The 22,788-nt window shown below is 73.3% G+C and carries 28 protein-coding genes; 21 read left to right on the top strand and 7 right to left on the bottom strand.

The window, feature by feature from the left end; genetic code table 11:
* Positions 1 to 50 precede the first annotated feature (50 nt).
* Positions 51 to 752 carry a response regulator transcription factor gene (locus tag ABGB11_RS22985; protein WP_347635929.1) on the top strand — a complete coding sequence of 234 codons (702 nt, stop codon included), beginning with the start codon at positions 51 to 53 and terminating at the stop codon, positions 750 to 752.
* Positions 752 to 2,254 (top strand): HAMP domain-containing sensor histidine kinase, encoded by a 1,503-nt coding sequence (locus ABGB11_RS22980; RefSeq protein ID WP_347635928.1) that lies wholly within the window; start codon positions 752 to 754, stop codon positions 2,252 to 2,254. Before ABGB11_RS22985 ends, ABGB11_RS22980 begins: the two co-directional genes overlap by 1 nt.
* On the opposite strand, the gene ABGB11_RS22975 is transcribed toward ABGB11_RS22980, so the two are convergent.
* Entirely contained in the window at positions 2,244 to 3,389 is a 1,146-nt protein-coding gene (locus tag ABGB11_RS22975; protein WP_347635927.1) for an NDMA-dependent alcohol dehydrogenase, read from the bottom strand. The two genes, ABGB11_RS22980 and ABGB11_RS22975, sit on opposite strands and share 11 nt — an antisense overlap.
* Positions 3,390 to 3,560: 171 nt before the next feature.
* Complete coding sequence (locus ABGB11_RS22970) at positions 3,561 to 4,199, bottom strand: TetR/AcrR family transcriptional regulator (protein ID WP_347635926.1); 639 nt, start codon at positions 4,197 to 4,199, stop codon at positions 3,561 to 3,563.
* Positions 4,200 to 4,288: 89 nt separating this feature from the next.
* Here ABGB11_RS22970 and ABGB11_RS22965 point away from each other — a divergent pair, with 89 nt between their 5' ends.
* The 3 genes from ABGB11_RS22965 (at position 4,289) to ABGB11_RS22955 (ending at position 8,223) form a co-directional block, all read left to right on the top strand.
* Entirely contained in the window at positions 4,289 to 5,293 is a 1,005-nt protein-coding gene (locus tag ABGB11_RS22965; protein WP_347635924.1) for an oxygenase MpaB family protein, read from the top strand.
* 116 nt (positions 5,294 to 5,409) lie between these two features.
* On the top strand, positions 5,410 to 6,012 hold the full coding sequence (locus tag ABGB11_RS22960; RefSeq protein ID WP_347635923.1) for a TIGR03086 family metal-binding protein: 603 nt from the start codon (positions 5,410 to 5,412) through the stop codon (positions 6,010 to 6,012).
* Positions 6,013 to 6,069: 57 nt separating this feature from the next.
* Positions 6,070 to 8,223: an acyl-CoA dehydrogenase gene (locus ABGB11_RS22955; protein WP_347635921.1), complete on the top strand. Its 2,154-nt coding sequence runs from the start codon at positions 6,070 to 6,072 to the stop codon at positions 8,221 to 8,223.
* A 28-nt stretch (positions 8,224 to 8,251) separates the two neighbouring features.
* On the opposite strand, the gene ABGB11_RS22950 is transcribed toward ABGB11_RS22955, so the two are convergent.
* From ABGB11_RS22950 to ABGB11_RS22930, 5 genes are all read right to left on the bottom strand, one after another.
* The gene (locus ABGB11_RS22950; RefSeq protein WP_347635920.1) at positions 8,252 to 9,295 is read right to left on the bottom strand and encodes an aldo/keto reductase; all 1,044 of its coding nucleotides are present in this window, start codon (positions 9,293 to 9,295) and stop codon (positions 8,252 to 8,254) included.
* A 60-nt stretch (positions 9,296 to 9,355) separates the two neighbouring features.
* Positions 9,356 to 9,637 (bottom strand): tetratricopeptide repeat protein, encoded by a 282-nt coding sequence (locus ABGB11_RS22945; protein ID WP_347635996.1) that lies wholly within the window; start codon positions 9,635 to 9,637, stop codon positions 9,356 to 9,358.
* A gap of 70 nt (positions 9,638 to 9,707) precedes the next feature.
* Entirely contained in the window at positions 9,708 to 10,151 is a 444-nt protein-coding gene (locus ABGB11_RS22940; RefSeq protein WP_347635919.1) for a hypothetical protein, read from the bottom strand.
* Between the two features lie 53 nt (positions 10,152 to 10,204).
* Entirely contained in the window at positions 10,205 to 10,903 is a 699-nt protein-coding gene (hypB, locus tag ABGB11_RS22935; protein WP_347635917.1) for a hydrogenase nickel incorporation protein HypB, read from the bottom strand.
* A complete protein-coding gene (locus ABGB11_RS22930; protein WP_347635916.1) occupies positions 10,896 to 11,234 on the bottom strand; it encodes a hydrogenase maturation nickel metallochaperone HypA in 339 nt (112 codons plus the stop codon). The genes hypB and ABGB11_RS22930 overlap by 8 nt, the downstream gene beginning before the upstream one ends.
* Before the next feature lie 241 nt (positions 11,235 to 11,475).
* Here ABGB11_RS22930 and ABGB11_RS22925 point away from each other — a divergent pair, with 241 nt between their 5' ends.
* From ABGB11_RS22925 to hypE, 16 genes are all read left to right on the top strand, one after another.
* The gene (locus tag ABGB11_RS22925) at positions 11,476 to 12,459 is read left to right on the top strand and encodes a hydrogenase expression protein HypE (RefSeq protein WP_347635915.1); all 984 of its coding nucleotides are present in this window, start codon (positions 11,476 to 11,478) and stop codon (positions 12,457 to 12,459) included.
* Between the two features lie 13 nt (positions 12,460 to 12,472).
* Positions 12,473 to 14,281 carry a nickel-dependent hydrogenase large subunit gene (locus ABGB11_RS22920; protein ID WP_347635913.1) on the top strand — a complete coding sequence of 603 codons (1,809 nt, stop codon included), beginning with the start codon at positions 12,473 to 12,475 and terminating at the stop codon, positions 14,279 to 14,281.
* Positions 14,281 to 14,766: a hypothetical protein gene (locus ABGB11_RS22915; RefSeq protein WP_347635912.1), complete on the top strand. Its 486-nt coding sequence runs from the start codon at positions 14,281 to 14,283 to the stop codon at positions 14,764 to 14,766. Before ABGB11_RS22920 ends, ABGB11_RS22915 begins: the two co-directional genes overlap by 1 nt.
* Complete coding sequence (locus ABGB11_RS22910) at positions 14,763 to 15,389, top strand: DUF5947 family protein (RefSeq protein ID WP_347635911.1); 627 nt, start codon at positions 14,763 to 14,765, stop codon at positions 15,387 to 15,389. The genes ABGB11_RS22915 and ABGB11_RS22910 overlap by 4 nt, the downstream gene beginning before the upstream one ends.
* Positions 15,386 to 15,589 (top strand): hypothetical protein, encoded by a 204-nt coding sequence (locus tag ABGB11_RS22905; protein ID WP_347635909.1) that lies wholly within the window; start codon positions 15,386 to 15,388, stop codon positions 15,587 to 15,589. The genes ABGB11_RS22910 and ABGB11_RS22905 overlap by 4 nt, the downstream gene beginning before the upstream one ends.
* Positions 15,590 to 15,693: 104 nt before the next feature.
* Positions 15,694 to 16,407: a DUF6084 family protein gene (locus ABGB11_RS22900; protein ID WP_347635908.1), complete on the top strand. Its 714-nt coding sequence runs from the start codon at positions 15,694 to 15,696 to the stop codon at positions 16,405 to 16,407.
* Positions 16,395 to 17,366 (top strand): hypothetical protein, encoded by a 972-nt coding sequence (locus ABGB11_RS22895; protein ID WP_347635907.1) that lies wholly within the window; start codon positions 16,395 to 16,397, stop codon positions 17,364 to 17,366. Before ABGB11_RS22900 ends, ABGB11_RS22895 begins: the two co-directional genes overlap by 13 nt.
* On the top strand, positions 17,363 to 18,130 hold the full coding sequence (locus tag ABGB11_RS22890) for a hydrogenase maturation protease (RefSeq protein WP_347635905.1): 768 nt from the start codon (positions 17,363 to 17,365) through the stop codon (positions 18,128 to 18,130). The genes ABGB11_RS22895 and ABGB11_RS22890 overlap by 4 nt, the downstream gene beginning before the upstream one ends.
* The gene (locus ABGB11_RS22885; RefSeq protein WP_347635904.1) at positions 18,127 to 18,258 is read left to right on the top strand and encodes a hypothetical protein; all 132 of its coding nucleotides are present in this window, start codon (positions 18,127 to 18,129) and stop codon (positions 18,256 to 18,258) included. The genes ABGB11_RS22890 and ABGB11_RS22885 overlap by 4 nt, the downstream gene beginning before the upstream one ends.
* A gap of 5 nt (positions 18,259 to 18,263) precedes the next feature.
* A complete protein-coding gene (locus ABGB11_RS22880; RefSeq protein ID WP_347635903.1) occupies positions 18,264 to 18,806 on the top strand; it encodes a DUF892 family protein in 543 nt (180 codons plus the stop codon).
* Entirely contained in the window at positions 18,803 to 19,399 is a 597-nt protein-coding gene (locus ABGB11_RS22875) for an SIS domain-containing protein (RefSeq protein WP_347635901.1), read from the top strand. The genes ABGB11_RS22880 and ABGB11_RS22875 overlap by 4 nt, the downstream gene beginning before the upstream one ends.
* The gene (locus ABGB11_RS22870) at positions 19,396 to 19,599 is read left to right on the top strand and encodes a HypC/HybG/HupF family hydrogenase formation chaperone (protein WP_347635900.1); all 204 of its coding nucleotides are present in this window, start codon (positions 19,396 to 19,398) and stop codon (positions 19,597 to 19,599) included. Before ABGB11_RS22875 ends, ABGB11_RS22870 begins: the two co-directional genes overlap by 4 nt.
* Positions 19,596 to 20,291 (top strand): SIS domain-containing protein, encoded by a 696-nt coding sequence (locus ABGB11_RS22865; protein WP_347635899.1) that lies wholly within the window; start codon positions 19,596 to 19,598, stop codon positions 20,289 to 20,291. The genes ABGB11_RS22870 and ABGB11_RS22865 overlap by 4 nt, the downstream gene beginning before the upstream one ends.
* Positions 20,291 to 20,560: a HypC/HybG/HupF family hydrogenase formation chaperone gene (locus ABGB11_RS22860; protein ID WP_347635897.1), complete on the top strand. Its 270-nt coding sequence runs from the start codon at positions 20,291 to 20,293 to the stop codon at positions 20,558 to 20,560. The genes ABGB11_RS22865 and ABGB11_RS22860 overlap by 1 nt, the downstream gene beginning before the upstream one ends.
* A complete protein-coding gene (hypD, locus tag ABGB11_RS22855) occupies positions 20,560 to 21,684 on the top strand; it encodes a hydrogenase formation protein HypD (RefSeq protein ID WP_347635896.1) in 1,125 nt (374 codons plus the stop codon). Before ABGB11_RS22860 ends, hypD begins: the two co-directional genes overlap by 1 nt.
* Positions 21,681 to 22,748 carry a hydrogenase expression/formation protein HypE gene (hypE, locus tag ABGB11_RS22850; RefSeq protein WP_347635895.1) on the top strand — a complete coding sequence of 356 codons (1,068 nt, stop codon included), beginning with the start codon at positions 21,681 to 21,683 and terminating at the stop codon, positions 22,746 to 22,748. Before hypD ends, hypE begins: the two co-directional genes overlap by 4 nt.
* Positions 22,749 to 22,788 lie beyond the last annotated feature (40 nt).

The raw sequence follows: 22,788 nt of genomic DNA, 5'->3' as shown, positions 1-22,788 counted from the left end.
TGCAACGAGTCAATCACACCACGCAGTGGCGATGAGAAGGGCCGGACCGCATGCGCCTGCTGATCGTCGAGGACGAGAGACGGCTGGCCCGGTCGCTGGCGCAGGGGCTGGCCGCCGAGGGCTACGCGGTGGACACGGCGCACGACGGCGCCACCGGCCTCGGCCGGGCGCTGGAGAACGACTACGACCTGATCCTGCTCGACATCATGCTGCCCGGCATGAACGGCTACCGGGTGTGCTCGGCGCTGCGCGCGGCGGGCGACGAGACCCCGATCCTGATGCTGACCGCCAAGGACGGCGAGTACGACCATGCCGAGGGGCTCGACACCGGTGCGGACGACTACCTCACCAAGCCGTTCTCCTACGTGGTGCTGCTCGCCCACATCCGGGCGCTGCTGCGGCGCCGTACCCGGGGCGCCGCGCCGCTCATCGAGCTCGGCGACCTCACCATCGAGCCCGCCGCCCGGCGGGTGCGGCGCGCGGGCGTGCAGGTGGAGCTCACCGTCAAGGAGTTCGCGGTGCTGGAGCACCTGGCGTCCAACGCGGGCCAGGTGGTGTCGAAGACGCAGATCCTCGAACACGTCTGGGACGGCGCGTTCGACGGCGACCCCAACATCGTCGAGGTCTACGTGAGCGCGCTGCGCCGCAAGCTGGACGCGCCCTTCGGGCGCCGGTCGATCACCACGGTCCGCGGCGCCGGGTACCGGCTGGCCGCCGACGGGGGCGCCGACCGGCCGGACGGGGCCGGCTGATGCCGCGCCTGGTCGACTCGGTGCGCGCCCGCACCACGGTCGGCGCGACCGCCGTGGTCGCGGTGGCGCTCGCCGTCGCGGGGCTGACCGTGATGTCCCTGCTGCGGGCGAACCTCGCGAGGCACGCCGATCTGCAGGCGGAGATGAGCGCCCGGGAGATCGCCGCCAAGCTCGCCACCGGCACCCCCCTCCACCGGCTCGACCTGGACGACACCGAGGAGCGCCCGATCCAGATCGTGGACGCGTCCGGGCGCGTGCGCGCGGCCAGCGAGCAGCTGGGGGCCGTCAGCGGCACGGGCGGCTCCGCGGCGGCGAGGCGTGGGGCCGCGACCCTGGCGGGGGAGGGGGACGACGACCTGGACGAGGAGGATCCGAGCCCCGGGCACGTCTCCGACGACGTCCGGCACGCCACGGGACGCGCCACCGTGGGCGGGCGGGCCGACGACTACAGGTTCGCCGCGGTGGAGGCGACCACTCCGGCGGGCGAGACCGTCACCGTGTACGCGGGCGCCGCGCTGACCGCGACGCGCGACGCGGTCGCCGCGGTGGGCCGGGCGATGCTCGCCGGGCTGCCGCTGCTGCTGGCCGTGGTCGCCGCCGTGACCTGGCTGGTCACCCGGCGGGCGCTGCGCCCGGTGGCGGCGATCCGCGCCGAGCTGGCGGAGATCACGGCCTCCGGCGACCTGACCCGCCGGGTCCCGGTGCCGGGGACGCGGGACGAGGTGGCCGGGCTGGCGGGCACGACGAACGAGACCCTGGCCGCGCTGGAGCGGTCGGTGACCCGGCAGCGCGGGTTCGTCGCCGACGCCGCCCACGAGCTGCGCACGCCGATCGCCTCGCTGCGCACGCAGCTGGAGGTGGGCGCGGCGCATCCCCGGCTGCTGGACGTCGCCGAGCTGGCCGCCGACGTCGTCCGGCTCCAGCACCTGGCCGCCGACCTGCTCCTGCTGGCGCGGCTGGACGCCGGGGCCGACCCGGCGCCCGCGGTGGCGGTGGACATGGCCGAGCTGGTGCGCGAGGAGCTGCGGCGCCGTCCCGCGGGCGCCCGCGCCCTCGCCGTCGAGGCCGAGGTGGCGGGCGCGCCCCGGACCCTCGGCAGCCGGACGCGGCTGGCCCGCGTCCTGGCCAACCTGCTCGACAACGCCGAGCGGCACGCGGCCGGGAGGATCCGGGTGGGGCTGGGCGCGCAGGAGGGCGCGACGGTGCTGCGGGTCGCCGACGACGGGGCGGGGGTGCCGCCGGACGACCGGGAGCGGATCTTCGAGCGGTTCGTCCGGCTGGACGAGGCGCGCAGCCGCGACGACGGCGGCTCCGGGCTCGGCCTGGCGATCACCCGCGACCTGGTCCTGGCGCACGGCGGGACGATCACGGTCGGGGACGCGCCCGAGGGCGGCGCCCTGTTCGAGGTGCGGCTCCCGCCCGCCGGAACCCCGCCGGCCAGGACCGCGTCCGGGGGGCGGGAGGCGCGCGGCGCCGCCCGCCCCCGGGAGGTCAGTACTTGATCATTCCGCGGATGTTCTTGCCGTCCCGCATGTCCTGGTAGCCCTTGTTGACGTCGTCGAGCTCGTAGGTCGTGGTGACCAGCTCGTCCAGCTTGAGCCTGCCCTCGTCGTAGAGGCGCAGCAGGCGCGGGATGTCGCGGCGCGGGTTGGCGTTGCCGAAGATGCAGCCGACCAGCTCCTTGCGCTGCATCGCGAGGTCGAACAGGTTGAGCTTGACGTCCTCCTGGGCGACCGGCGCGACGGCGGTGACGACGCCGCGGCCGCCCTTGGCGACCATGCCCATCATCGGGGCGATGAGGTCGCCGGTGGCGACGCCGGTGGTGAGGATCGCCCTGTCGGCGTTGGCGCCCCAGGTGATCTCGCCGACGGTGCCCATGGCCTCCTCGATGGACGCGGCCGAGTGGGTGGCGCCGAACTCGGTGGCCTTCTCGCGCTTCCAGTCGACCGGGTCGACGACCACGACGTGGCGGGCGCCGGCCATCGCCGCGCCCTGCACCGCGTTCATCCCGATGCCGCCGAGGCCGATCACCACGACGGTGTCGCCGGGCTGGACGCCGGCCGCGTTGACCGCCGCGCCCCAGCCGGTGGTGACGCCGCAGCCGACCAGCGCGGCCTTGTCGAGCGGGATCCAGTCGTCGATCTTGATGGCGGTGGCCTCGTTGACGACGGTGTAGGGGGAGAAGGTCCCGGTGCAGCACATGATGCCCAGGTCCTTGCCGCTCTTGGAGTGGTGGCGGGCGGTCATGTCGCCGATCTGCCGCCCGGCGAGCAGCACCGCGCCGAGGTCGCAGACGTGCTGGCGGCCGCGGGCGCACGAGGGGCAGCGGCCGCAGGCCGGGATGAAGGACAGGACGACGTGGTCGCCCTCCTGCAGCGTCGTCACGCCGGGGCCGACCTCCACGACCTCGCCGGCGCCCTCGTGCCCGCCGATGACGGGGAACTGCTCCCAGCCCATGAGCGCGGCGATCTCCGGGTCGAGGACCATGTCCCCGGTGACCAGGTGCTCGTCGGAGTGGCACAGCCCCGACGCGGCGAGCTTGACCTTGACCTCGCCCGCCTTGGGATCGTCGAGCTCGATGTCCTCGATGCTCCAGTCGGTGTGCGGTTCCCACAGGATCGCCGCTCTGGTCTGCACTGGTACCTCCCGCGGGGCGGACGGACTGCCGGTCGACGTGTCGGACCGCCGGGGTCGACGAACGGACCGCCGGTCGGCGTGATGACTCCTGGATACTAGAACTTGATTCGGGAAGCTAGAGGCCTGCGCAAGTTGGTCGGATGAAAAACCGGGCGCCCCGCCCACCCGGGCTCAGCAGGGCGGAATCCGGCGCGCGGCGGTCGCGTGGAGCGCCAGGGACAGCTCGACGGCGTGCTCGACGACCGCGTCCAGGTCGTCGCCCAGCCGGCCGTCCGCCCACTGCTGGGCCAGTTCGGTCATCGCGCCGGTGAACATGGTGGCGGCGATGACGGCGGGGAGTCCCGGGTTCTCGGCGCTGCTCATCGCGAGCACGCCGTCGAGCAGCGCGGTCTGCGCGGCCCGGCGCCGTTCGGCGAGCACCTCGTTGCCGCGGGCCTCGGCGAACAGGACGCGTCCCCTGCGCGGGTCGTCGCTGATGAACCGCAGCACGCTGCGGATGCCGGCGCGGGTGCGCACGTCCGGCCGCGGGCCCGCCTCGTCCAGGGCGCGGGCCAGGGCCTCGCCGAGGGCGGTGGCCTCCCGGTCGTAGACGGCCGCCAGCAGGTCGCCGGTATCGGCGAAGTTCTCGTAGAAGTAGCGGGTGTGCAGCTCGGCCTCCCGGCACACCGCCCGGACGGTCAGCGCCGCCTCGCCCTCCTCGCCGAACAGCCGGAACGCGGCCCGGACGAGCATGGCGCGCCGCTCGTCGCGGCGGCGGTCGGCGGGCACCCCGGCCCACCGGGTGGACGTGGCCGTGCGCGCGCTCGCCATGGCGCACACCCTAGCAAGCCTGGACACGCATGTACCCAGACACTTACTCTGGATACACTTGTCACCAGAATGGGCCGGGAGAGCACGGCATGGCACCGAAGAGCAACGTCATCGCGGCACGGTTCGAGCGCGCCTTCGACAGCGAGATCCGCTCCAGGTTCTTCAAGGGGCTGGACTTCGCCGGCCCGGACGGCGACCCGGGCTGGTTCGGGCCGGACAGCGCGGTCTGGTACGTCCACGCGCATCTGCCGACCCTGATGCTCGGCCTGGTCGGCGCCGCCTACATCGAGGGCCTCGACCCGAGCATCAGCTGGATGGCCTACGACCACTCGCGCATCCCCGAGCGCGTCGACGGCGTCCCCACCGGCAACATCGACCCGGAGGGGGCCGCGGTCCGGCTCGGGCACTCGCTGTCGTTCTTCATCGGGACGGCCTACGGCTCCACCGCGACCGCCGAGCGGCTGGCCCGCACCGTCCGCGCCATGCACCACACCGTCAAGGGCACCCGCCCGGACGGGCTCGCCTACGACGCCGACGACCCCGAATGGCTCCGCTGGAACTACGCCACCGTCGTCTGGGGCCTCGCCACCGCGCACGAGCGCTACCACCGCCGCCCGCTCAAGGGGGACGACCTGGAGCGCTACTACCGCGAGTTCGTCCGCGTCGGCGAGGCCCTGGGCGGGACCGGCCTGCCCGCCACCAAGGCCGAGGTCGCCGAGTGCCTGGAGTCCTACCTGCCGCGGCTGGCGGTGACGCCGATCAAGGCCTTCGCGACCGGGCCCAACCTGCGGGACAGCAAGGTCAAGCCGTGGGAGCCCGGCAGCCCCTTCATGGACTGGGCGGCGCGCGACATGCTCCCGGAGTGGGCCCAGAAGCTCGTCCTCTACCGGCCGCCCAATCCGGTGACGCTGCGGCTCCGCCGGACGACGCTGTGGTTCGTCCTCAACGCACTCCATGACGCGACCGGGCCGCTGCCCGAGTTCCGCCAGGCCGAGGCCCGTGTGGCGAAGGGGGTGTCGGAACCGGTCGCCTCCACCGCGCCGACCGCCCCGGACCCCGTCCTCACCCGCCAGGAGGTGGAGGCCACCGCCTGACACCGGCCGGCCCGACGCCGCCAGACCCTACAGCGCCGATGATTTCGGCGTGCGGCGACGGTCCATAGAGGCGACGGTCCATAAAACAAGGACCGTCATCCTCGAATGGAGGTCGCATGCGCGAGCGGACGTGTACGGCGCAGACCGCGTTGCACGGCGGGCTGCTGGAACGGGCTGTCGGCTTCGCGCTGACGGCCGTCCAGGCGGTCACGCCGCAGATGCTCACCCGGCCGACGCCCTGTGAGCACTGGGACCTCCACATGTTGCTACTGCACGTCCGTGACTCGCTTGAGGCGCTCCATGAAGGGATGAGCCGCGGGCATGTCGAGACGGTGCCGTCGCAGAGGGCGCCCGTGGACGACCCTGTGTCCGCCCTGCGCGTGCAAGCCGTGCGGGTGCTGAAGGCGTCCGCCGCGCGGGGAACGGTCGCGATCGGTGACCGGCGGCTGGCCGGCGGGCTGATGGTGGTGACGGGCGCGCTGGAAGTGGCCGTGCACGGGTGGGACATCTCCCAGGCCGCGGGGGAGGGGCGTCCCATCCCGCCGGGGCTGGCGGACGAGCTGCTGAAGATCGGCCCGCTGGTGGTGCCGGAGGTGCGCGGCCCCCTGTTCGCGGGGCCCGTGGACCCGGGGCCGCGGGCCGGGCCGGGCGACCGGCTGGTCGCCTTCCTCGGCCGGCGCCCGCCCGCGGGGCCGGGGGGCGGGCCGGTGACCCCCTAGCGCCGGACAGAAACCGAATGACATTCTGGTGTCCGACGCACGACGCTTGGAGGGGCCATGGCGATCGCCATCAGCGACGAACACCGGGAACTGGCCAGGACGGCACGCTCGTTCCTGCGCGACCACGACGCGCGCGCCGCGAACCGCGCGCTGCTGGAAGCGGACAAGGAGACGCTGCCGGAGTTCTGGACGGAGTTCGCCGCGCTCGGGCTGCTCGGCCTGCACCTTCCCGAGGAGCACGGCGGCGGCGGTGCCGGGCTCCCGGAGCTGGTCGTGGTCGCCGAGGAGCTGGGCCGCGCCGCCGCGCCGGGCCCGATGCTGCCGACGATGGCGGCGTCCGCCGCGATCGCCGCGTCCGGAAGCGAGGAGCAGCGGGCGCGGCTCCTGCCCGGCCTCGCCTCCGGCGACACCCCGGCCGCCCTCGGCCTGGGCGGCGCGCTGACGGTCACCGGCGGCACCGCCACCGGGGACGCCGGCGTCGTGCTCGGCGGCGGGCTCGCCGGACTGCTCCTCCTCCCGGCGGGCGACGACCTGGTGATCGTGCGTGCGGACGCCCCCGGCGTCGCCGTCAAGGTGCCCGGGAACCTCGACCCGTCCCGCCGCTCGGCCCGCGTGCGGCTCGACGGCGCCGAGGCGGAGGTGCTCTCCGGCGCCCGTGCCCACGCCACGGCCATCGCCCGGACGCTGGCGTCCGCCGAGGCCGTCGGCGGCGCGCTCGAATGCGTCGACACCGCCACCGCGTACGCCAAGGTGCGGGAGCAGTTCGGCCGCCCGATCGCGGCGTTCCAGGCCGTCAAGCACCACTGCGCGAACATGCTCGTCGCCGCCGAGCTGGGCACGGCGGCCGTCTGGGACGCGGCGCGGGCCGCCTCCGGGCCGGCGGACCAGTTCGAGCTCGCGGCGGCCGTCGCGGCGGCGCTCGCCCTCCCCGCGTTCACCTCCAACGCGGGCCTCAACATCCAGGTGCACGGCGGCGTCGGCTTCACCTGGGAGCACGACGCCCACCTGCTGCTGCGCCGGGCCGCGGCGCTGGAGGCCGTCCTCGACCCGCACGCGGCCGAGCGCGACGTCACCCGGCTGCGGACCGCCGGGGTCGTCCGCGAGACGAGCCTGGACCTGCCGCCCGAGGCCGAGGCGGAGCGTCCGAGGATCCGCGCGCTGGCCCGGGAGATCGCCGCGCTGCCGGCCGCCGAGCAGCGGGCCCGGCTCATCGAGACCGGGTACGTCCAGCCGCACTGGCCGCGCCCCTGGGGCGTGGAGGCGAGCGCCGGGCTCCAGCTCGTCATCGAGGACGAGTTCCGCGCCGCCGGCGTCAAGCGGCCCCAGCTCGGCATCACCGGCTGGGTGATCCTCACCCTCGTCCAGCACGGCACCCAGGACCAGATCGACCGCTTCGTGCGTCCCGCGCTGAACGGCGACGAGATCTGGTGCCAGCTGTTCAGCGAGCCGGAGGCCGGCTCGGACGCCGCCGCCGTCAAGACCCGCGCCGAGAAGGTGGACGGCGGCTGGATCGTGAACGGCCAGAAGGTCTGGACGAGCGGCGCGCACTACTGCCGCTGGGGCTTCGCCACCGTCCGCACCGACCCGGACGCGCCGAAGCACTCCGGTGTCACCATGGTCGTGATCGACATGAAGCACCCCGGCGTGGAGGTCCGGCCGCTGCGGCAGACGACCGGGGACTCGGAGTTCAACGAGGTGTTCTTCTCCGACGTCTTCGTCCCCGACGCCGACGTGGTCGGCACCCCCGACCAGGGCTGGACGGTCGCCCGCGCCACCCTCGGCAACGAGCGCGTCAGCATCGGCGGCGGCGCCGGGGGCCGGCCGGGCCCGGACGTCGTCTCCCTCTACGCCGAGCACGGCGACCGCGTCCCCGGCGGCGCCGAGCGCGTCGGCGCCTACGCGGCCGAGGAGCAGGCCCTGCGCCTGCTCAACCTCCGCTCCGCCGAACGCGCCGTCGCGGGCGGCGAGCCCGGCCCCGAGGGCAACATCACCAAGCTCGTGCTCGCCGAGCACGGCCACGCCACCGCCGACCTCCTCGCCGAGCTCGCCGGCCCGCAGGCCGCCTTCACCGACGGCCTCGGCCGGTTCGCCTCTCTCGTGCGCCTCGGCTCCCGCGGCCTGTCCATCGCCGGCGGCACCTCGGAGATCACCCGCAACCAGATCGCCGAGCGCATCCTCGGCCTCCCCCGCGACCCCCTGATCAAGAAGTAGGGGCCGGGGGCTCAGCGGCCGGGGCGTCTCAGGGGCGCCGCCGGTGTCCGGGGTCCAGGGACGGGTTGCCGGTCATGTGGCGGATGCGGGCGATGTCGGTGCCCGGCGGGACGACCTCGTCGATGGCGTCGAGGGTGGCGGCGTCGAGGCGGACGTCGGCGGCGGCGAGGAGGTCGTCCAGCTGGTCCATGGTCTTCGGGCCGATGATGGTCGAGGTGATCGCCGGGTGCTCGCCGACGAAGGCCAGCGCCATGCGGGTCAGCGACAGCCCGGCGTTCTCGGCGATCTTCTCCAGGCGCTCGACGGCGTCGTAGCGGACGGGGGTGCTCGGGTCGACGTCGACGGTGCGGTCCCGCCAGGCGGGCGGCGTGCCGTCGGTGGGCGTGAACCGGGCGCCCGCCGGGGCCTCCTGCCCGCGCCGGTACTTGCCGGTCAGCCAGCCCCCGGCGAGCGGGCTCCACGGGATCACGCCCATGCCGTGCCGCTGCGCGGCGGGCAGCACGGCCTCCTCGATCGACCGGGCGAAGATCGAGTACTGCGGCTGCTCGCAGACGAACCGGACGCCGCCCCGGCGCTCGGCGGCCCACTGCGCCTCGACGATCCAGTCGGCCGGGAAGGTCGACGACCCGGCGTAGAGGATCTTGCCCTGCCGGACGAGGTCGGTCAGCGCGTCGAGCGTCTCCTCAAGATCGGTGTCCCAGTCGCGGCGGTGCATCTGGTACAGGTCGATGCGGTCGGTGCCGAGGCGGCGGAGGCTGTCCTCCACGGCCCGGACGATGTAGCGGCGCGACCCGCCGCGGCTGTTGCGCTCCTCGCCCAGCGGGAAGAAGAACTTGCTCGCGAGGACGACGTCGTCGCGGCGGCCCTTGAGGGCCTTGCCGACGATCTCCTCGCTCTCCCCGGCGGAGTACATGTCGGCGGTGTCGATGAAGTTGATCCCGGCGTCCAGCGCCTTGTGGACGATGCGCACGGAGTCGTCGTGGTCGGGGTTGCCGACGGCGCCGAACATCATCGCGCCGAGGCACTGGGTGCTGACCTCGACGCCGGTCCGGCCGAGCTTGCGGTACTGCATCCTGGCGTGCTCCCTCGTTAGCGAACGCCAGGAACGCTAGAAACTGGAGCGCACTCCAGGTCAAGCCCGCTGTTCATCCCCGTTGAGCGTTTCCAGGGTGTTGGGATGGTCCACGCCCAGAACGTTCTCCCGTGTGGCGAGAACCTGGCGGAAAAGGCGCTCGGCGGCATCGTGACGACCTTGGGCAAGGACCATGCGGGCCACCCAGTGGCATGTGGTCAGCGTGTCGGGATGGTCGTGCCCGAGGACCTCCTCCTCCACGACGTGGACCTCGCGGTAGGCCTTTTCCGCCTCGTCGTACCTCCCCTGTGCCGCCGCCATTCGGGCGATCGCATAGCGGATGGTTGCGTCGCACCCACCAGCAGCTTCGCCGCTGTGGCGAGATGGCGGTCCTCTTGCTCTCGTGGACGGCTCACGTCCCGGACGAGCGGATGCAGGCGCAGAACGGGCATGTCCTCCTCATGGCCGGACGCATCCAGATCCAGGAGTCCGGTGTCCGAGAGGGCGGCTCACGATCGGACACCTGGACCTGCTGGGAGGGGAAGCCCGTCTCCGGCGGATCGACGTCGACGGCGGCGCGGTACTCGGCGAACGTCCGGGCGCGCTCCGGATCGGCGAAGATCCGCGGCGTCTGCTGGGACTGGGCGAGATAGCTTCCGGCCAGGCGCAGCGCCAGCGGCAGCCCGCCGAGCCGTCGGGAGAGCGACTCGGCATCGGCGCGGGACCCCGCCCTGGGGCCCGTCCCGTCCAGCAGGACCTGCGCCCCCTCGGCGGGGGTGAGCATCCCGACGTTGTGCGCACGGCACCAGGCGCCCCAATCCGGGACACGGCCGTGCCGGCTGGTCACGATCACCATCCCGGCGGTGTGTCGGTGGTCGTGGCCGGGCGGCGACACCGGTGGTCCCGGGATCAGGCGTCGGTGAGCCAGTCGTACCAGGTTTTGAGTCCGTCGCCGCGCGTCGCCGAGACGGGAAGGACCTCCAGGCCGGGGCAGAGGCGGCGGGCCGCGGTGGTGCAGGCGTCGATGTCGAAGTCGACGTGGGGGAGCAGGTCCACCTTGTTGACCAGCAGGACGTCGGCGCCGCGGAACATGTGCGGGTACTTCAGCGGCTTGTCGGCGCCCTCGGTGACGGACATCAGCACCACGCGGGCCCGCTCGCCGAGGTCGAACAGCGCGGGGCAGACGAGGTTGCCGACGTTCTCGATGAAGACGGTGGAGCCGTCCGGCGGCGCCAGCGCGGTGAGCGCGCCGGCCACCATCGCGGCGTCGAGGTGGCAGCCGGCGCCGGTGTTGACCTGGACGGTCCGGGCCCCGGCCGCGGTGAGCCGCCGCGCGTCGAGCAGCGTCTCCTGGTCGCCCTCGATCACCGAGATCGGGCGCTCCGGGCCGAGGTCGGCGACGGTGCGCTCCAGCAGCGTCGTCTTGCCCGAGCCGGGGGAGCTCATCACGTTGAGCGCGACGATGCCGCGCTCGGCGAACCAGGTCCGGTTCAGGCCGGCCAGGTCGTCGTTGCGGGCCAGGACCTTCTGCTCCAGGGTCACGGTGCGGCCGTGGTCCAGGGTGATGCGCGGGGCGTCCTCGCCGTCGCAGCCGCAGGTCTCACACATCGGCGGCGACCTCCACGGCCCGGATCGAGAGGTCGGCGCCGCCGCTGACGGTGACGTCGGCGCTGCCGCACGGGCAGACGGCGAACGCGTCCCGGGCGGGGAAGGACGCCCCGCAGGCCGCGCACTCGCCCTCCCCGTCGGTCTCGGTGATGTCGAGCCGGGCGCCCTCGACGCACGTCCCCTCGCCGGCGAGTTCGAAGCAGAATCGCACCGCGTCCGGCATGACTCCGGAAAGTCTCCCTATGTCGAGGTGGACCACCACCACTCGCGAATCGGGCAATTGCGCTGAAATCGCCGCTATGACGCTCTCCGTGACGGCCAATTCGTGCACGCGTCCTCCCGCCCGGTTTCCGCTGCTCCGACGCTGGTCTGCTGCCCCGATCACCCCGGCTCAAACGGCTTTTTTACGGAATGAAGAAACTCGGGAGGGGGGCTTTCCGGGCGGTGTTTCGCGCCGTTCCCGGCGGGCAGGGCGGCAATGGCGATGATCTCGGGGGAGGGAAGCCATGGCGGGCGTAGCTCCGGAGCGACCACTGACGGAGGAGATCCACATTCTGTGGACCTCCGAGGGAATGAGCTGTGACGGGGACACCATCTCGGTGACGGCGGCCTCGCTGCCGAGCATCGAGGACGTCGTCCTCGGCGCGATACCGGGCCTGCCGAAGGTCCACCTGCACAACAAGGTGCTCGCCTACGAGACCGGTGACGACTTCATGGAGGCCTTCCACCGGGCCGCGCAGGGGGAGCTGGAGCCCTTCGTCCTCGTCGTCGAGGGCTCCGTCCCGAACGAGAACATCAACGGGGACGGCTACTGGACGTCGATGGGCAACGACCCCGAGACCGGCGAGCCGATCACGCTGAACACCTGGATCGACCGGCTCGCGCCGAAGGCGTGGGCGGTCGTCGCGGTGGGGACGTGCGCGACCTACGGCGGCATCCACGCGATGGCCGGCAACCCGACCGGGTGCATGGGCCTCGCCGACTACCTCGGCTGGGACTTCCGGTCCGCGGGCGGGATGCCGATCGTGAACGTGCCGGGCTGCCCCGTCCAGCCGGACAACTTCATGGAGACGCTGCTCTGGGTGCTGCACCAGGCGGCCGGGCAGGCGCCCGTCATCCCGCTGGACGAGCAACTCCGCCCGACCTGGCTGTTCGGCAAGACGGTCCACGAGGGCTGCGACCGCGCCGCCTACTACGAGCAGGCCGACTTCGCCCGCGACTACAACTCGCCCAAGTGCCAGGTGAAGATCGGCTGCTGGGGGCCGGTGGTGAACTGCAACGTCACCAAGCGCGGCTGGATGGACGGCGTCGGCGGCTGCCCGAACGTCGGGGGGATCTGCATCGGCTGCACGATGCCCGGCTTCCCCGACAAGTTCATGCCGTTCATGGACGAGCCGCCCGGCGCGAGCCTCTCGTCCACCCTGCTGCGCACGTACGGGCCGTTCATCCGGACGCTGCGGTCGATCACGAACAGGAGCGCCAACCGGGAACCGAAGTGGCGCCACAACCGAGACAGGCTGACCAGCGGCTACCAGCCCCGCTGGCCGCACAACTGAAAGGCGCCGTGCGATGAAACAGGGCACCGAGGCCAGGAGCGGCCGGCAGGCCACGCAGGGCGGCCTCGTCGAGGTGGCGTTCGACCCGATCACCCGGATCGTCGGCAACCTCGGCATCTACACGAAGATCGATTTTGCGAACCGGCAGGTGGCGGAGTGCAAGAGCACCTCGTCGATCTTCCGCGGCTACAGCGTGTTCATGAAGGGCAAGGACCCGCGGGACGCGCACTTCATCACCAGCCGGATCTGCGGCATCTGCGGCGACAACCATGCGACCTGCTCCGTCTACGCACAGAACATGGCGTACGGGATCAAACCGCCGCCGCTCGCCGACTGGATCATCAACCTCGGCGAGGCCGCCGAGTACATGTTCGACCACACGATCTTCCAGGACAACCTGGTGTTCGTCGACTTCTGCGAGCGGATGGTCGCCGAGACGAACCCGAGCCTGCTGGCGACGGCGAAGAACACCGACGCGCCGCGCGGCTCCGTCCACGGCTTCCGGACGATCGCGGACATCATGGCGGCGTTCAACCCGTTCGAGGGCTCGGTCTACAAGGAGGCCCTCCAGCTCAGCCGCATCACCCGCGAGATGATCTGCCTGATGGAGGGGCGGCACGTCCACCCGTCCACCCTGTACCCGGGCGGTGTGGGGACGGTCGCGACGCCGCAGGTGTTCACCGACTACCTCGTCCGGCTGACGCGCTGCCTCGACTTCGTCAAGCGCGCCGTCGCGATGAACGACGACATCTTCGACTTCTTCCTGGAGGCCCTGCCCGGCTACGACCAGGTCGGGCGGCGGCGGACGCTGCTCGGCTGCTGGGGCGCGTTCCAGAACCCCGACGTCTGCGACTACGACTACCGGCACATGTCCGAGTGGGGGCGCGCCGCCTACGTCACGCCCGGGATCGTCGTGGACGGGCAGCTCCTCACCACCGACCTCGTCGACATCAATCTCGGCATGCGGATCCTGCTGGGCAGCTCCTACTACGACGACTGGATCAACGACGAGACGTTCGTCAAGCAGGACCCGCTCGGCAACCCCATCGACCAGCGGCACCCGTGGAACCAGACGACGCTGCCGAACCCGCAGAAGCGCGACCTGGACGGCGGCAAGTACAGCTGGGTGATGAGCCCGCGGTGGAAGCATCCGGAGACCGGCGACCATCTCGCGCTCGACACCGGCGGAGGGCCGCTCGCGCGGCTGTGGGCGACCGCGCTGGCCGGGGAGGTGGACACGCCGTACGTCCGGTCGACCGGGCACAGCGTCCAGATCGACCTGCCGAAGACGCCCGGCATGCCGGAGGTCAACCTGGAGTGGAGGCCGCCGCAGTACGCCAACACGATCGAGCGCGACCGGGCCCGCGCCTACTTCATCGCCTACGCGGCCGGGATGGCGCTGTTCTTCGCCGAGAAGGCCCTGGACGAGGTGCGGGCGGGCCGGACGAAGGTGTTCACCGACTTCGACGTCCCCGAGGAGGCGATCGGCTGCGGGTTCCACGAGGCCGTCCGGGGCGTGCTGTCCCACCACCTCGTCATCCGCGACCACAAGATCGCGAACTACCACCCGTACCCGCCGACGCCGTGGAACGCCAGCCCGCGCGACTCCTACGGCACGCCCGGCCCGTACGAGGACGCCGTCCAGGACCAGCCGATCTTCGAGGAGAACGGGCCGGACGACTTCAAGGGCATCGACATCATGCGGACCGTCCGCAGCTTCGACCCGTGCCTGCCGTGCGGCGTGCACATGTACGTCGGCGGCGGCAGGACGATCGAGAAGCGGCACTCGCCGATGTTCGGCGCGCAGGACGGGCAGCACTGATGGCCTGGGACGACGAGCGCGTCCGGGAGCACGTCCGGCACCTCGAAGGGCTGCTCGGACGGCTGGACCCGGCGGCGGCGCCGGTCGTCCAGGCGCTGGTGGAGCTGTACGGGGAGGCCCTGGACCGGGTCGTCCGGCGCACCCCGGACATCTCCGTGCTCACCGGGGACGAGCTGGTCGGCCACCTGCTGCTCACGCACGGCCTGCACCCCGAGTCGCCGGAGACGCGGGTGGGACGGGCGCTCGGCGCGATGGACGCGTTCCTCGGCAAGCACCGCACCTCCGTGGAGTTCTCCGGGATCGAGGGGGAGACGCTGCGGCTGAAGGTCGCGACCGAGGGCCGGGCCGCCGCGCCCCGCCCGGTGCTGGAGGCCGTGGAGCGGGCCGTCCTCGCCGCGGCGCCGGAGTTCGTGCGGGTCGAGATGGAGGCGCCCGCGCCGGAGCCCGTCCTGATCACACTCGACCAGGTGCGGAGCCGGGCATGACGTCCGGGCTGTCCACGCCACGGCTGGCGGCGCTGGCCGCCTCCCCGATGTCGGCCCCGCCGCCCGCGGCCGAGGACGCGGAGGCGTGCGAGCTGTGCGCCGAGCCCCTGCACGGCGCGCACCGGCACGTGCTCGACCTGGAGAAGGATGAGCTGCTGTGCGCGTGCAGGGCCTGCGCCGTCCTGTTCGACGGCCAGGCGGCGGGCGGGCGGCACTACCGGCTCGTCCCGGCCGGACGGCGCGAGCTGCGGGGCTTCGTCATGGACGGCCCCCTGTGGGCGGGCCTCGGCGTCCCCGTCGACCTTGCGTTCTTCTCCGTGGCCCGGACGGGCGAGGTGACCGCCCGCTACCCGAGCCCGGCCGGGGCGCTGCACGCGTCCGTCCACGCCGACAGCTGGCGGCGGCTGGCCGAGGCCAACCCCGTCCTGGCGGAGCTGCGCCCGGACGTGGAGGCGCTGGTCGTGAACCGGGCGAAGGGCGCGTCCGAGCACTGGATCCTTCCGGTCGACGACTGCTACCGGCTCACCGCGCTCCTGCGCGAGCACTGGACGGGCTTCGCCGGCGGCGACGCGGTGTGGGACCGCATCGGCAGGTTCTTCGAGGAGATGAGGGGAGAAAGATGATCAAGGTCGGCAAGCGCGACGTGAAGCCCGACGCGCCGGCGCACACGCGCGGCGTCCACGAGGGCAACAACGTCGGGAACTACGACAGGCAGGTCGGTCACCTGCCCGACGGCACGTCCACGGCGGCGCGGTCCACCGGGATCAACCCGTCGGCCCACGGGCCGATCCTCGACTCGATGCCGAATTTGTCACCAGCATGAGCGAAGCGAACCGGGGGGTGCGGGGGGTCGACCCCCCGCAAGAGACGGGCATGAGCGAAGCGAACCGGGGGGTGCGGGGGGTCGGCCCCCCGCAGGAGACGGGCATGAGTACGTCGGAGGCCGGTTCCGTGCACGGGGCGCGCGGGGTGACGCCGGAACTGGGGCTCGATCTGCTGGGGGTGGAGGCGGAGACGTTCGCGGCGACGCCGACGCTGAACCTGCGGGTCGGGCTGCGGCGGCTGGACGGCGGTCCCGTGCAGTGCGTCCTGCTCACCACGACGGTGACGATCGCGGCGGCGCGCCGCGGCTACGACGACGGCGAGCGCGAGCGGCTGGCGGGCGTGTTCGGCGCGCCGGACATGTGGGACCGGTCGCTGCACGGCCTGACGTGGGCGCGCGTCGGCGCGACGGTGCCGTCGTTCCGCGGCGGGACGGAGGTGACGCTGGCGGTGCCGTGCGGGCACGACATGCAGGTCGCGGCCGACCGGTACCTGCACGCGCTCGGCGGCGGCGACGTGCCGCTCGACCTCACCTTCAACGGCACCGTCTTCTATCCGGGGGAGGACGGCGCGCTGCGCACCGGGCAGATCCCGTGGCACCACGAGGCCACGGGCGTGCTGCCCGTCCAGGCGTGGCGCGACCTGATGCGCCGCTACTACGGCACCGCGCGCTGGCTCCGCCTGGACGACGACTGCTTCGCCCGGCTGTCGGCCTACCGGGCGCGGCGCGCGCACTCCTCGTTCGACGACACGGTCGACGAGCTGCTCCGCCGGGCCGAGAGGCTGCGCGACGAGGAGGAGGAAGAGTGGACCGCGTGAGGTCGATCGCGGACGCGGTCCTCTACGAGGGCTACCTGCTGTGGCCCTACCGGCAGTCGGCCCTGAAGAACCAGCGGCGGTGGACGATCGGCGGCGTCTACCCGCGGCCGTACGCCGAGCGGGAGGACGACCGCTGGACGGTGCACGCCGAGTTCGTCCTGGAGACCGCGCCGGGTGCCGGCATCGAGGTGACGCTGCGGTTCCTCCAGGAGGTGCACCGCCAGGTCATGGACGGCGACACCCCGGTCGAGCGGGTCCGCTTCGGCGACGAGACGTTCACCACCTGGCAGGAGGCCCGCGAGCGGGAGCTCACGACCGGCCGGGTCCCGGTCGGCCGCCTCCTGGACGGCGCCGTGCGGCTGCCGGTCGCCATCCCCGCGGGTGCCGAGGACGAGCGGATCGAGGGGGACGTGCGGTTCAAGCGGTCCTGGGGCCGCGTGGACGGGTGGGCGGACGTGTCGGCCGTGCCCGCGGGGGACGGCGCCGTGCGGGTGCGGGTCGAGCTCGTCAACGCCGCGGACGCCGGGGAGCGCGCGGAGGCCGTCCGGTCCGGGATGCTGTGCGCGCACGTCGTCGCGCACACCACCGGAGGCTCGTTCGTCTCGCCGACCGATCCGCCGGAGGAACTGGCCGGGGCGGTGGCGGAGTGCGGCAAGGACGGGCTGTGGCCGGTGCTCGCCGGGAGGCCCGGCACCTACGACACCGTCCTCGCGGCGCCGATCGTCCTGTACGACTGGCCGCAGGTGGCGGCGGAGAGTCCCGGCGACCTGTTCGACGGGACGGAGATCGACCGGCTGCTGATCCTCAGCGTGCTCAGCCTGACCGAGGAGGAGCAGCGGGAGATGGCGGCGACGGACCCGAAGGCGCGGGAGATCCTGGAACGGTGCGGCGTGCTGTCCGCGGGCGAGCTGCTCGCCCTGCACGGCACGCTGCGCGACCCGCGGAGGGACGTGTGGTGAGCGGGCGGGCGAGCGCGGGCGGCACGGAGCCGGCGCCCGGGAGCCGGGTCCGGCTGCGGCCCCGCGGCGGCGCGGACATCTTCGACCTGGCCCTCGTCGGGCGCGCCGCCACCGTCGAGCGGGTCGAGGAGGACATGGAGGGCGGCCTGCACCTGGTCGTGGCGGTGGACGGCGACCCGGGGCGCGACCTCGGCGCCCGCGACCAGCTCGGGCACCGCTTCTTCGTCCGGCCGGACGAGGTGGAGCCGCTGCCGGGGGAGGCGCCGGCGCGGCAGGTGCTCGTCGCGGGGATCGGGAACGTGTTCCACGGCGACGACGGGTTCGGCGTGGAGGTCGTCCGGCGGCTGATGGCACGGGGGACGCCGCCGGGCGTGGACGTCGTCGACTTCGGCATCCGCGGCCTCGACCTGATGTACGCGCTGGGGGACGGGTACCGGACGGTGGTGCTGGTCGACGCGGCGGAGCGCGGCCACGCGCCCGGAACCGTGTCGCTCGTCGAGCCGGACCGCGACGGCGCCGACGGTTTCGGCACCGCCGTCGACGCGCACGGCCTCGACCCGGCCCGGGTGCTGAAGCTGGCCGGGGAGAACGGGGCCGTCCCGCCGCGGGTGCTGCTGGTGGCGTGCGAGCCGTCGGCGCGGACCACGGAGGCGACATGGGAGATGGAGCTCAGCGCGCCGGTCGGTGCGGCGGTCGAGGAGGCCGTCCGGCTGGTCGGGCGGCTGCTGGAAGAGGAACTCGCTCAGGGGGGAGCAGGGACATGAGGAAGGGAATCCACATCGGGCCGGGCATGCTCCGGCTGATGGCCGTGCTGGTCGCGGCGGGGGCGCTGACGGTGCTCGTGAAGGAGGTGCCGGCGCTGCGCCGGTACCTCAAGTCCGAGTCCATGTGATCGGGGTGCCCGAGCGGACGCTGATGACGACGATCGAGCGGCAGCTCGTCGGCTACCTGAAGGACGCGCACGCGTTGCAGGAGCACGTCGGGGCCGCGCTGAGCGAGCTGCTGACCGCCGCGGCGGACGAGCCCCGCATCTGCCGCCCGCTCGGGCGGTACGCGGATCGGTCGCGGGCGCACACGCGGGAGATCGAGGCGCGGCTGCGCGCGCACGGCGCGGCGCCGTCGATCATCAAGGACGCGGGGATGCTGTTCGCGGCCGTGGTCGAGGCCGGGCTCGGACGCAGCCGGCGCGACCGCGCCGGCCGGCACATGCGGGACGCCTACGTCGCCGTCCACCTGCAGATCGCGGCGGGCGAGATGCTGCGGCGGGTCGCCGAGCGGGCGGGGGACCTCGAGACCGCGGCGGTCGCGGCGGCGATGTGCGACGACGCGTACGCGATGTCGCGCGAGCTGTCGGACCACTGGGACCTCGCCGTGGAGATGTCGCTGCGCCGGCACGGGGTGCGGGACATCCCGCCGCCACCGGGGGGTGGTGACCGGTGACCGGCGCCGCGGCCGAGGTGTTCCGGCGGCGCGCGGAACCGGCCGCCGCCCTCGCCGGGGAGGCCGGTGCGATCGCCGCCGCCTGCCACGCGATGGCGGTGCGGTTCCACCGCGGCGGGCGCCTGTTCACGTTCGGCAACGGCGCCGCCGCGACGGACGCGCAGCACGTGGCGGTCGAGTTCGTCCACCCGGTGATCGTCGGGAAGCGGGCGCTGCCCGCGCTGTCGCTCACCGGCGACGTCGCGACCCTCACCGGCGTCTGCGCCGGCGCCGGGTTCGACGACGTGTTCGCGCACCAGGTGCGCTGCTTCGGCGGCCCGCACGACATCGCGTTCGGGATCTCGCCGGACGGCCGCTGCGGCAACGTCCTGCGCGGCCTGCGGAGCGGGCGGGACCTCGGCATGCTCACGGTCGCGCTCGCGGGCGGCGACGGCGGGGCGCTCGCCGGGGCGGCCGACCATCTGGTGACCGTGCGGTCCGCGGACCCGCTGGTCGTCAAGGAGGTGCACGTCACGGCGTACCACCTGCTCTGGGAGCTGGTGCACGTGTTCCTGGAGCAGCCGGGCGTGCTCGCGGAGGAGGTGGTCGCGTGACGGAGTGCACCGGCGGCCACTGCGTGACCTGCTCGGACGAGGCGGTCCCCGTCGTGGTCGTGCGGCTCCTCGGCGACGGCCTCGCGGACGTCGACACCGGGGGCGGGCGGCTCGAACGGGTCAGCGTCGCGCTCGTGGACGCGAGGCCGGGCGACACCGTGCTCGTCCACGCCAAGGAGGCGATCGGGGTCATGACATGACCGACATGCTCTATCCGTTCCTCTACGCGGGCGGCTCGGGGGTGGACACCCTCATGGAGGACGTCCGCCGCTCCACGGTGGAGAAGGTGCGCGACATCGTCCGGCTGCGCGAGGCCGTGCTGGAGGAGTACGGCGCGGACCTCGCCGCCTGCGCCGCGCGGATGGCGGACGCGTTCCGCTCCGGCGGCCGGCTCTTCACGTTCGGCAACGGCGGCAGCTCGACGGACGCGCAGGACGTCGCCGCGCTGTTCCTCAACCCGGGCGGGGCGGCGTCCCCCGGCCCGGGCGGGGCGGCGTCCCCCGGCCCGGGCGGGGCCGCGCGCCCGCTGCCCGCGCTGGCGCTCACGACGGACGTCGCGGTCGTCACCGCGCTGTCCAACGACGTCGGGTTCGAGGTGGTGTTCGCCCGGCAGCTCGCCGCGTTCGGGCGTCCGGGCGACATCGCGCTGGCGCTGTCCACCAGCGGCAACTCCGACAACCTGATCGCCGCGCTGCGGGAGGCGGCGCGGCGGGGGATGGTGACGGCCGGCCTCGCCGGATACACCGGCGGGCAGATGGCGGAGCTGCCGGGCCTGCACCACCTGTTCGTCGTCCCGTCGTCCTCGGTCCACCGGATCCAGGAGGCGCAGACGACGATCTACCACGCGCTGTGGGAGCTGACGCAGCGGGAACTCACACGGGAGGCCGTCTGATGTGCCTGGCGATACCGGGCGAGATCGTGGAGATCATGCCGGACCGCCCGCTGGCGACGGTGGACGTCACCGGCGTGCGGCGGGCCGTGAACATCGCCCTGCTCGACGGGGAGCGGCTCGCCGCCGGCGACTGGGTCCTCATCCACGTGGGGTTCGCCATGTCGCGGATCGACGAGGCGGAGGCGAAGGCCACGCTCCGGATGCTGGAGGGCATCGGCGCGGCCTACGACGAGGAGATCGACGCACTGCGGGAATCGGGGATCGGCTGATGCGCTTCGTCGACGAGTACCGGGACGCGGAGAAGGCGCGGGCGCTCGCGGCGTCGATCGCCGCGCTGTGCGAGCCGGGCCGGCACTACAAGTTCATGGAGGTGTGCGGAGGCCACACGCACACCATCTACAAGCACGGCATCGAGGACTACCTGCCCGAGAGCGTCTCGCTGGTGCACGGGCCGGGCTGCCCCGTGTGCGTGATCCCGATGGGGCGGGTGGACGACGCGATCCACATCGCCTCCCGGCCGGACGTGATCATGACGTCGTTCGGCGACATGATGCGGGTGCCGGGCGGGAGCGGCTCGTTCCTGGACGCCAAGGCCGCCGGCGCGGACATCCGGATGGTGTACTCGCCGCTCGACGCCTTGAAGATCGCCGAGCGGAACCCGTCCCGGCGCGTGGTGTTCATGGGGATCGGGTTCGAGACGACCGCGCCGTCCACCGCGATGACGGTGCTGCGGGCGGCGGCGGCCGGGGTGGAGAACTTCTCGGTGTTCTGCAACCACGTCACGATCCTCCCGGCGATCAAGGCCATCCTCGACTCGCCGGACCTGCGGCTGGACGGCTTCCTCGGCCCCGGCCACGTGTCCACCGTGATCGGCTGCGGCCCGTACTCGTTCATCCCCGGCGACCACGGCAAGCCGCTGGTGGTCGCGGGGTTCGAGCCGCTGGACCTGCTCCAGTCGGTGCACATGCTGCTGGCCCAGCTCGCGTCGGGCCGGGCGGAGGTCGAGAACCAGTACGGCCGGGTCGTCCCGTGGGACGGCAACCCAAGGGCGCTGGACGCCATCGCCCGCACCATGGAGCTTCGGCCGTACTTCGAGTGGCGCGGCCTCGGCTTCATCTCCAACTCCGCGCTCCGGCTGAGGGAGGAGTACGCGGCCTTCGACGCCGAGCGCGTCTTCGACATCCCGGGCGGACGGGTCGCGGACCCCAAGGCGTGCCAGTGCGGGGAGGTGCTCAAGGGCGTCCTGAAACCGTGGGAGTGCAAGGTCTTCGGGACCGCGTGCACCCCGGAGACGCCGATCGGCACCTGCATGGTCTCGTCCGAGGGGGCGTGCGCCGCCTACTACAACTTCGGCCGTTTCACCCGCGAGCGCGTCAAGGAGGCCACCCGATGACCATCCGCGAAGAGGAGGTCCTCGAACGCATCGACCGGGCGCGCGGGCGCAAGGCCAGGCTCCGCGAGGACGCCGTCACGCTCGCGCACGGCGCGGGCGGCAAGGCCACCCGCACGCTGGTCGACGCCGTGTTCCGCGAGGCGTTCGGCAACCCGCTGCTGGACCGGATGGACGACTCGGCCCGGTTCACGCTGAACGGCGCCGACCTCGCCTTCACCACCGACTCCTACGTGGTGTCCCCGCTGTTCTTCCCCGGCGGCGACATCGGCGACCTCGCCGTCAACGGGACCGTCAACGACCTGGCCGTCTCCGGGGCCCGCCCGCTGCACCTGTCGGCCGGGTTCATCCTCGAAGAGGGCTTCCCGGTCGCCGACCTGCGCCGCGTCACCGCGTCGATGCGGGCCGCGGCCGACGCCGCGGGCGTCGACATCGTCGCCGGCGACACCAAGGTCGTCGAGCGCGGGAAGGCCGACGGCTGCTACGTCACCACCGCCGGGGTGGGCGTCGTGCGCGCCGCGCCGTCCGGCGAGCTCAGGCCCGGCGACGCCGTGCTGGTGACCGGGCCGATCGGCGAGCACGGCGTCACGATCATGCTGGCCCGCGGCGAGCTCGACATCGAGGCCGACCTGAGCTCGGACACCGCGCCGCTGAACTGCCTGCTCGCCGGGCTGGCCGACGCGTGCCCCGGCGGCGTCCGCCGGATGCGGGACGCCACCCGGGGCGGCGTGGCGACCGTCCTCAACGAGCTGGCGTCGGACGCGGGGCTGGCCGTGGCGGTGGACGAGGACGCGATCCCCGTCCGGCCCGCCGTGCGCGGCGCCTGCGAGCTGCTCGGCATCGACCCGCTGTACGTGGCGTGCGAGGGCCGGGCGGTGGCCGTGGTCGCGCCCGAGCACGCGGACGCGGCGCTGGCGGCGCTGCGCGCCCACCCCCTCGGCGCGGAGGCCGCCCTCATCGGCCATGTCCGGGACGACCCGCCCGGGCTCGTCCTGATGAAGACCGCCTTCGGCGGCACCCGCATCGTCGACGTGCTCGTCGGGGATCCGCTGCCCCGGATCTGCTGACGCCGGCCCCACGTCCACCAGCCCTGTCAGCCGACCACCG

The sequence above is a fragment of the Actinomadura sp. B10D3 genome (assembly GCF_039871695.1).
GTDB classification, from domain to species: Bacteria; Actinomycetota; Actinomycetes; order Streptosporangiales; family Streptosporangiaceae; genus Spirillospora; species Spirillospora madurae.
Note: the sequence above shows the minus strand (reverse complement) of the source record. Positions and strands in the feature narration are given on the sequence as shown.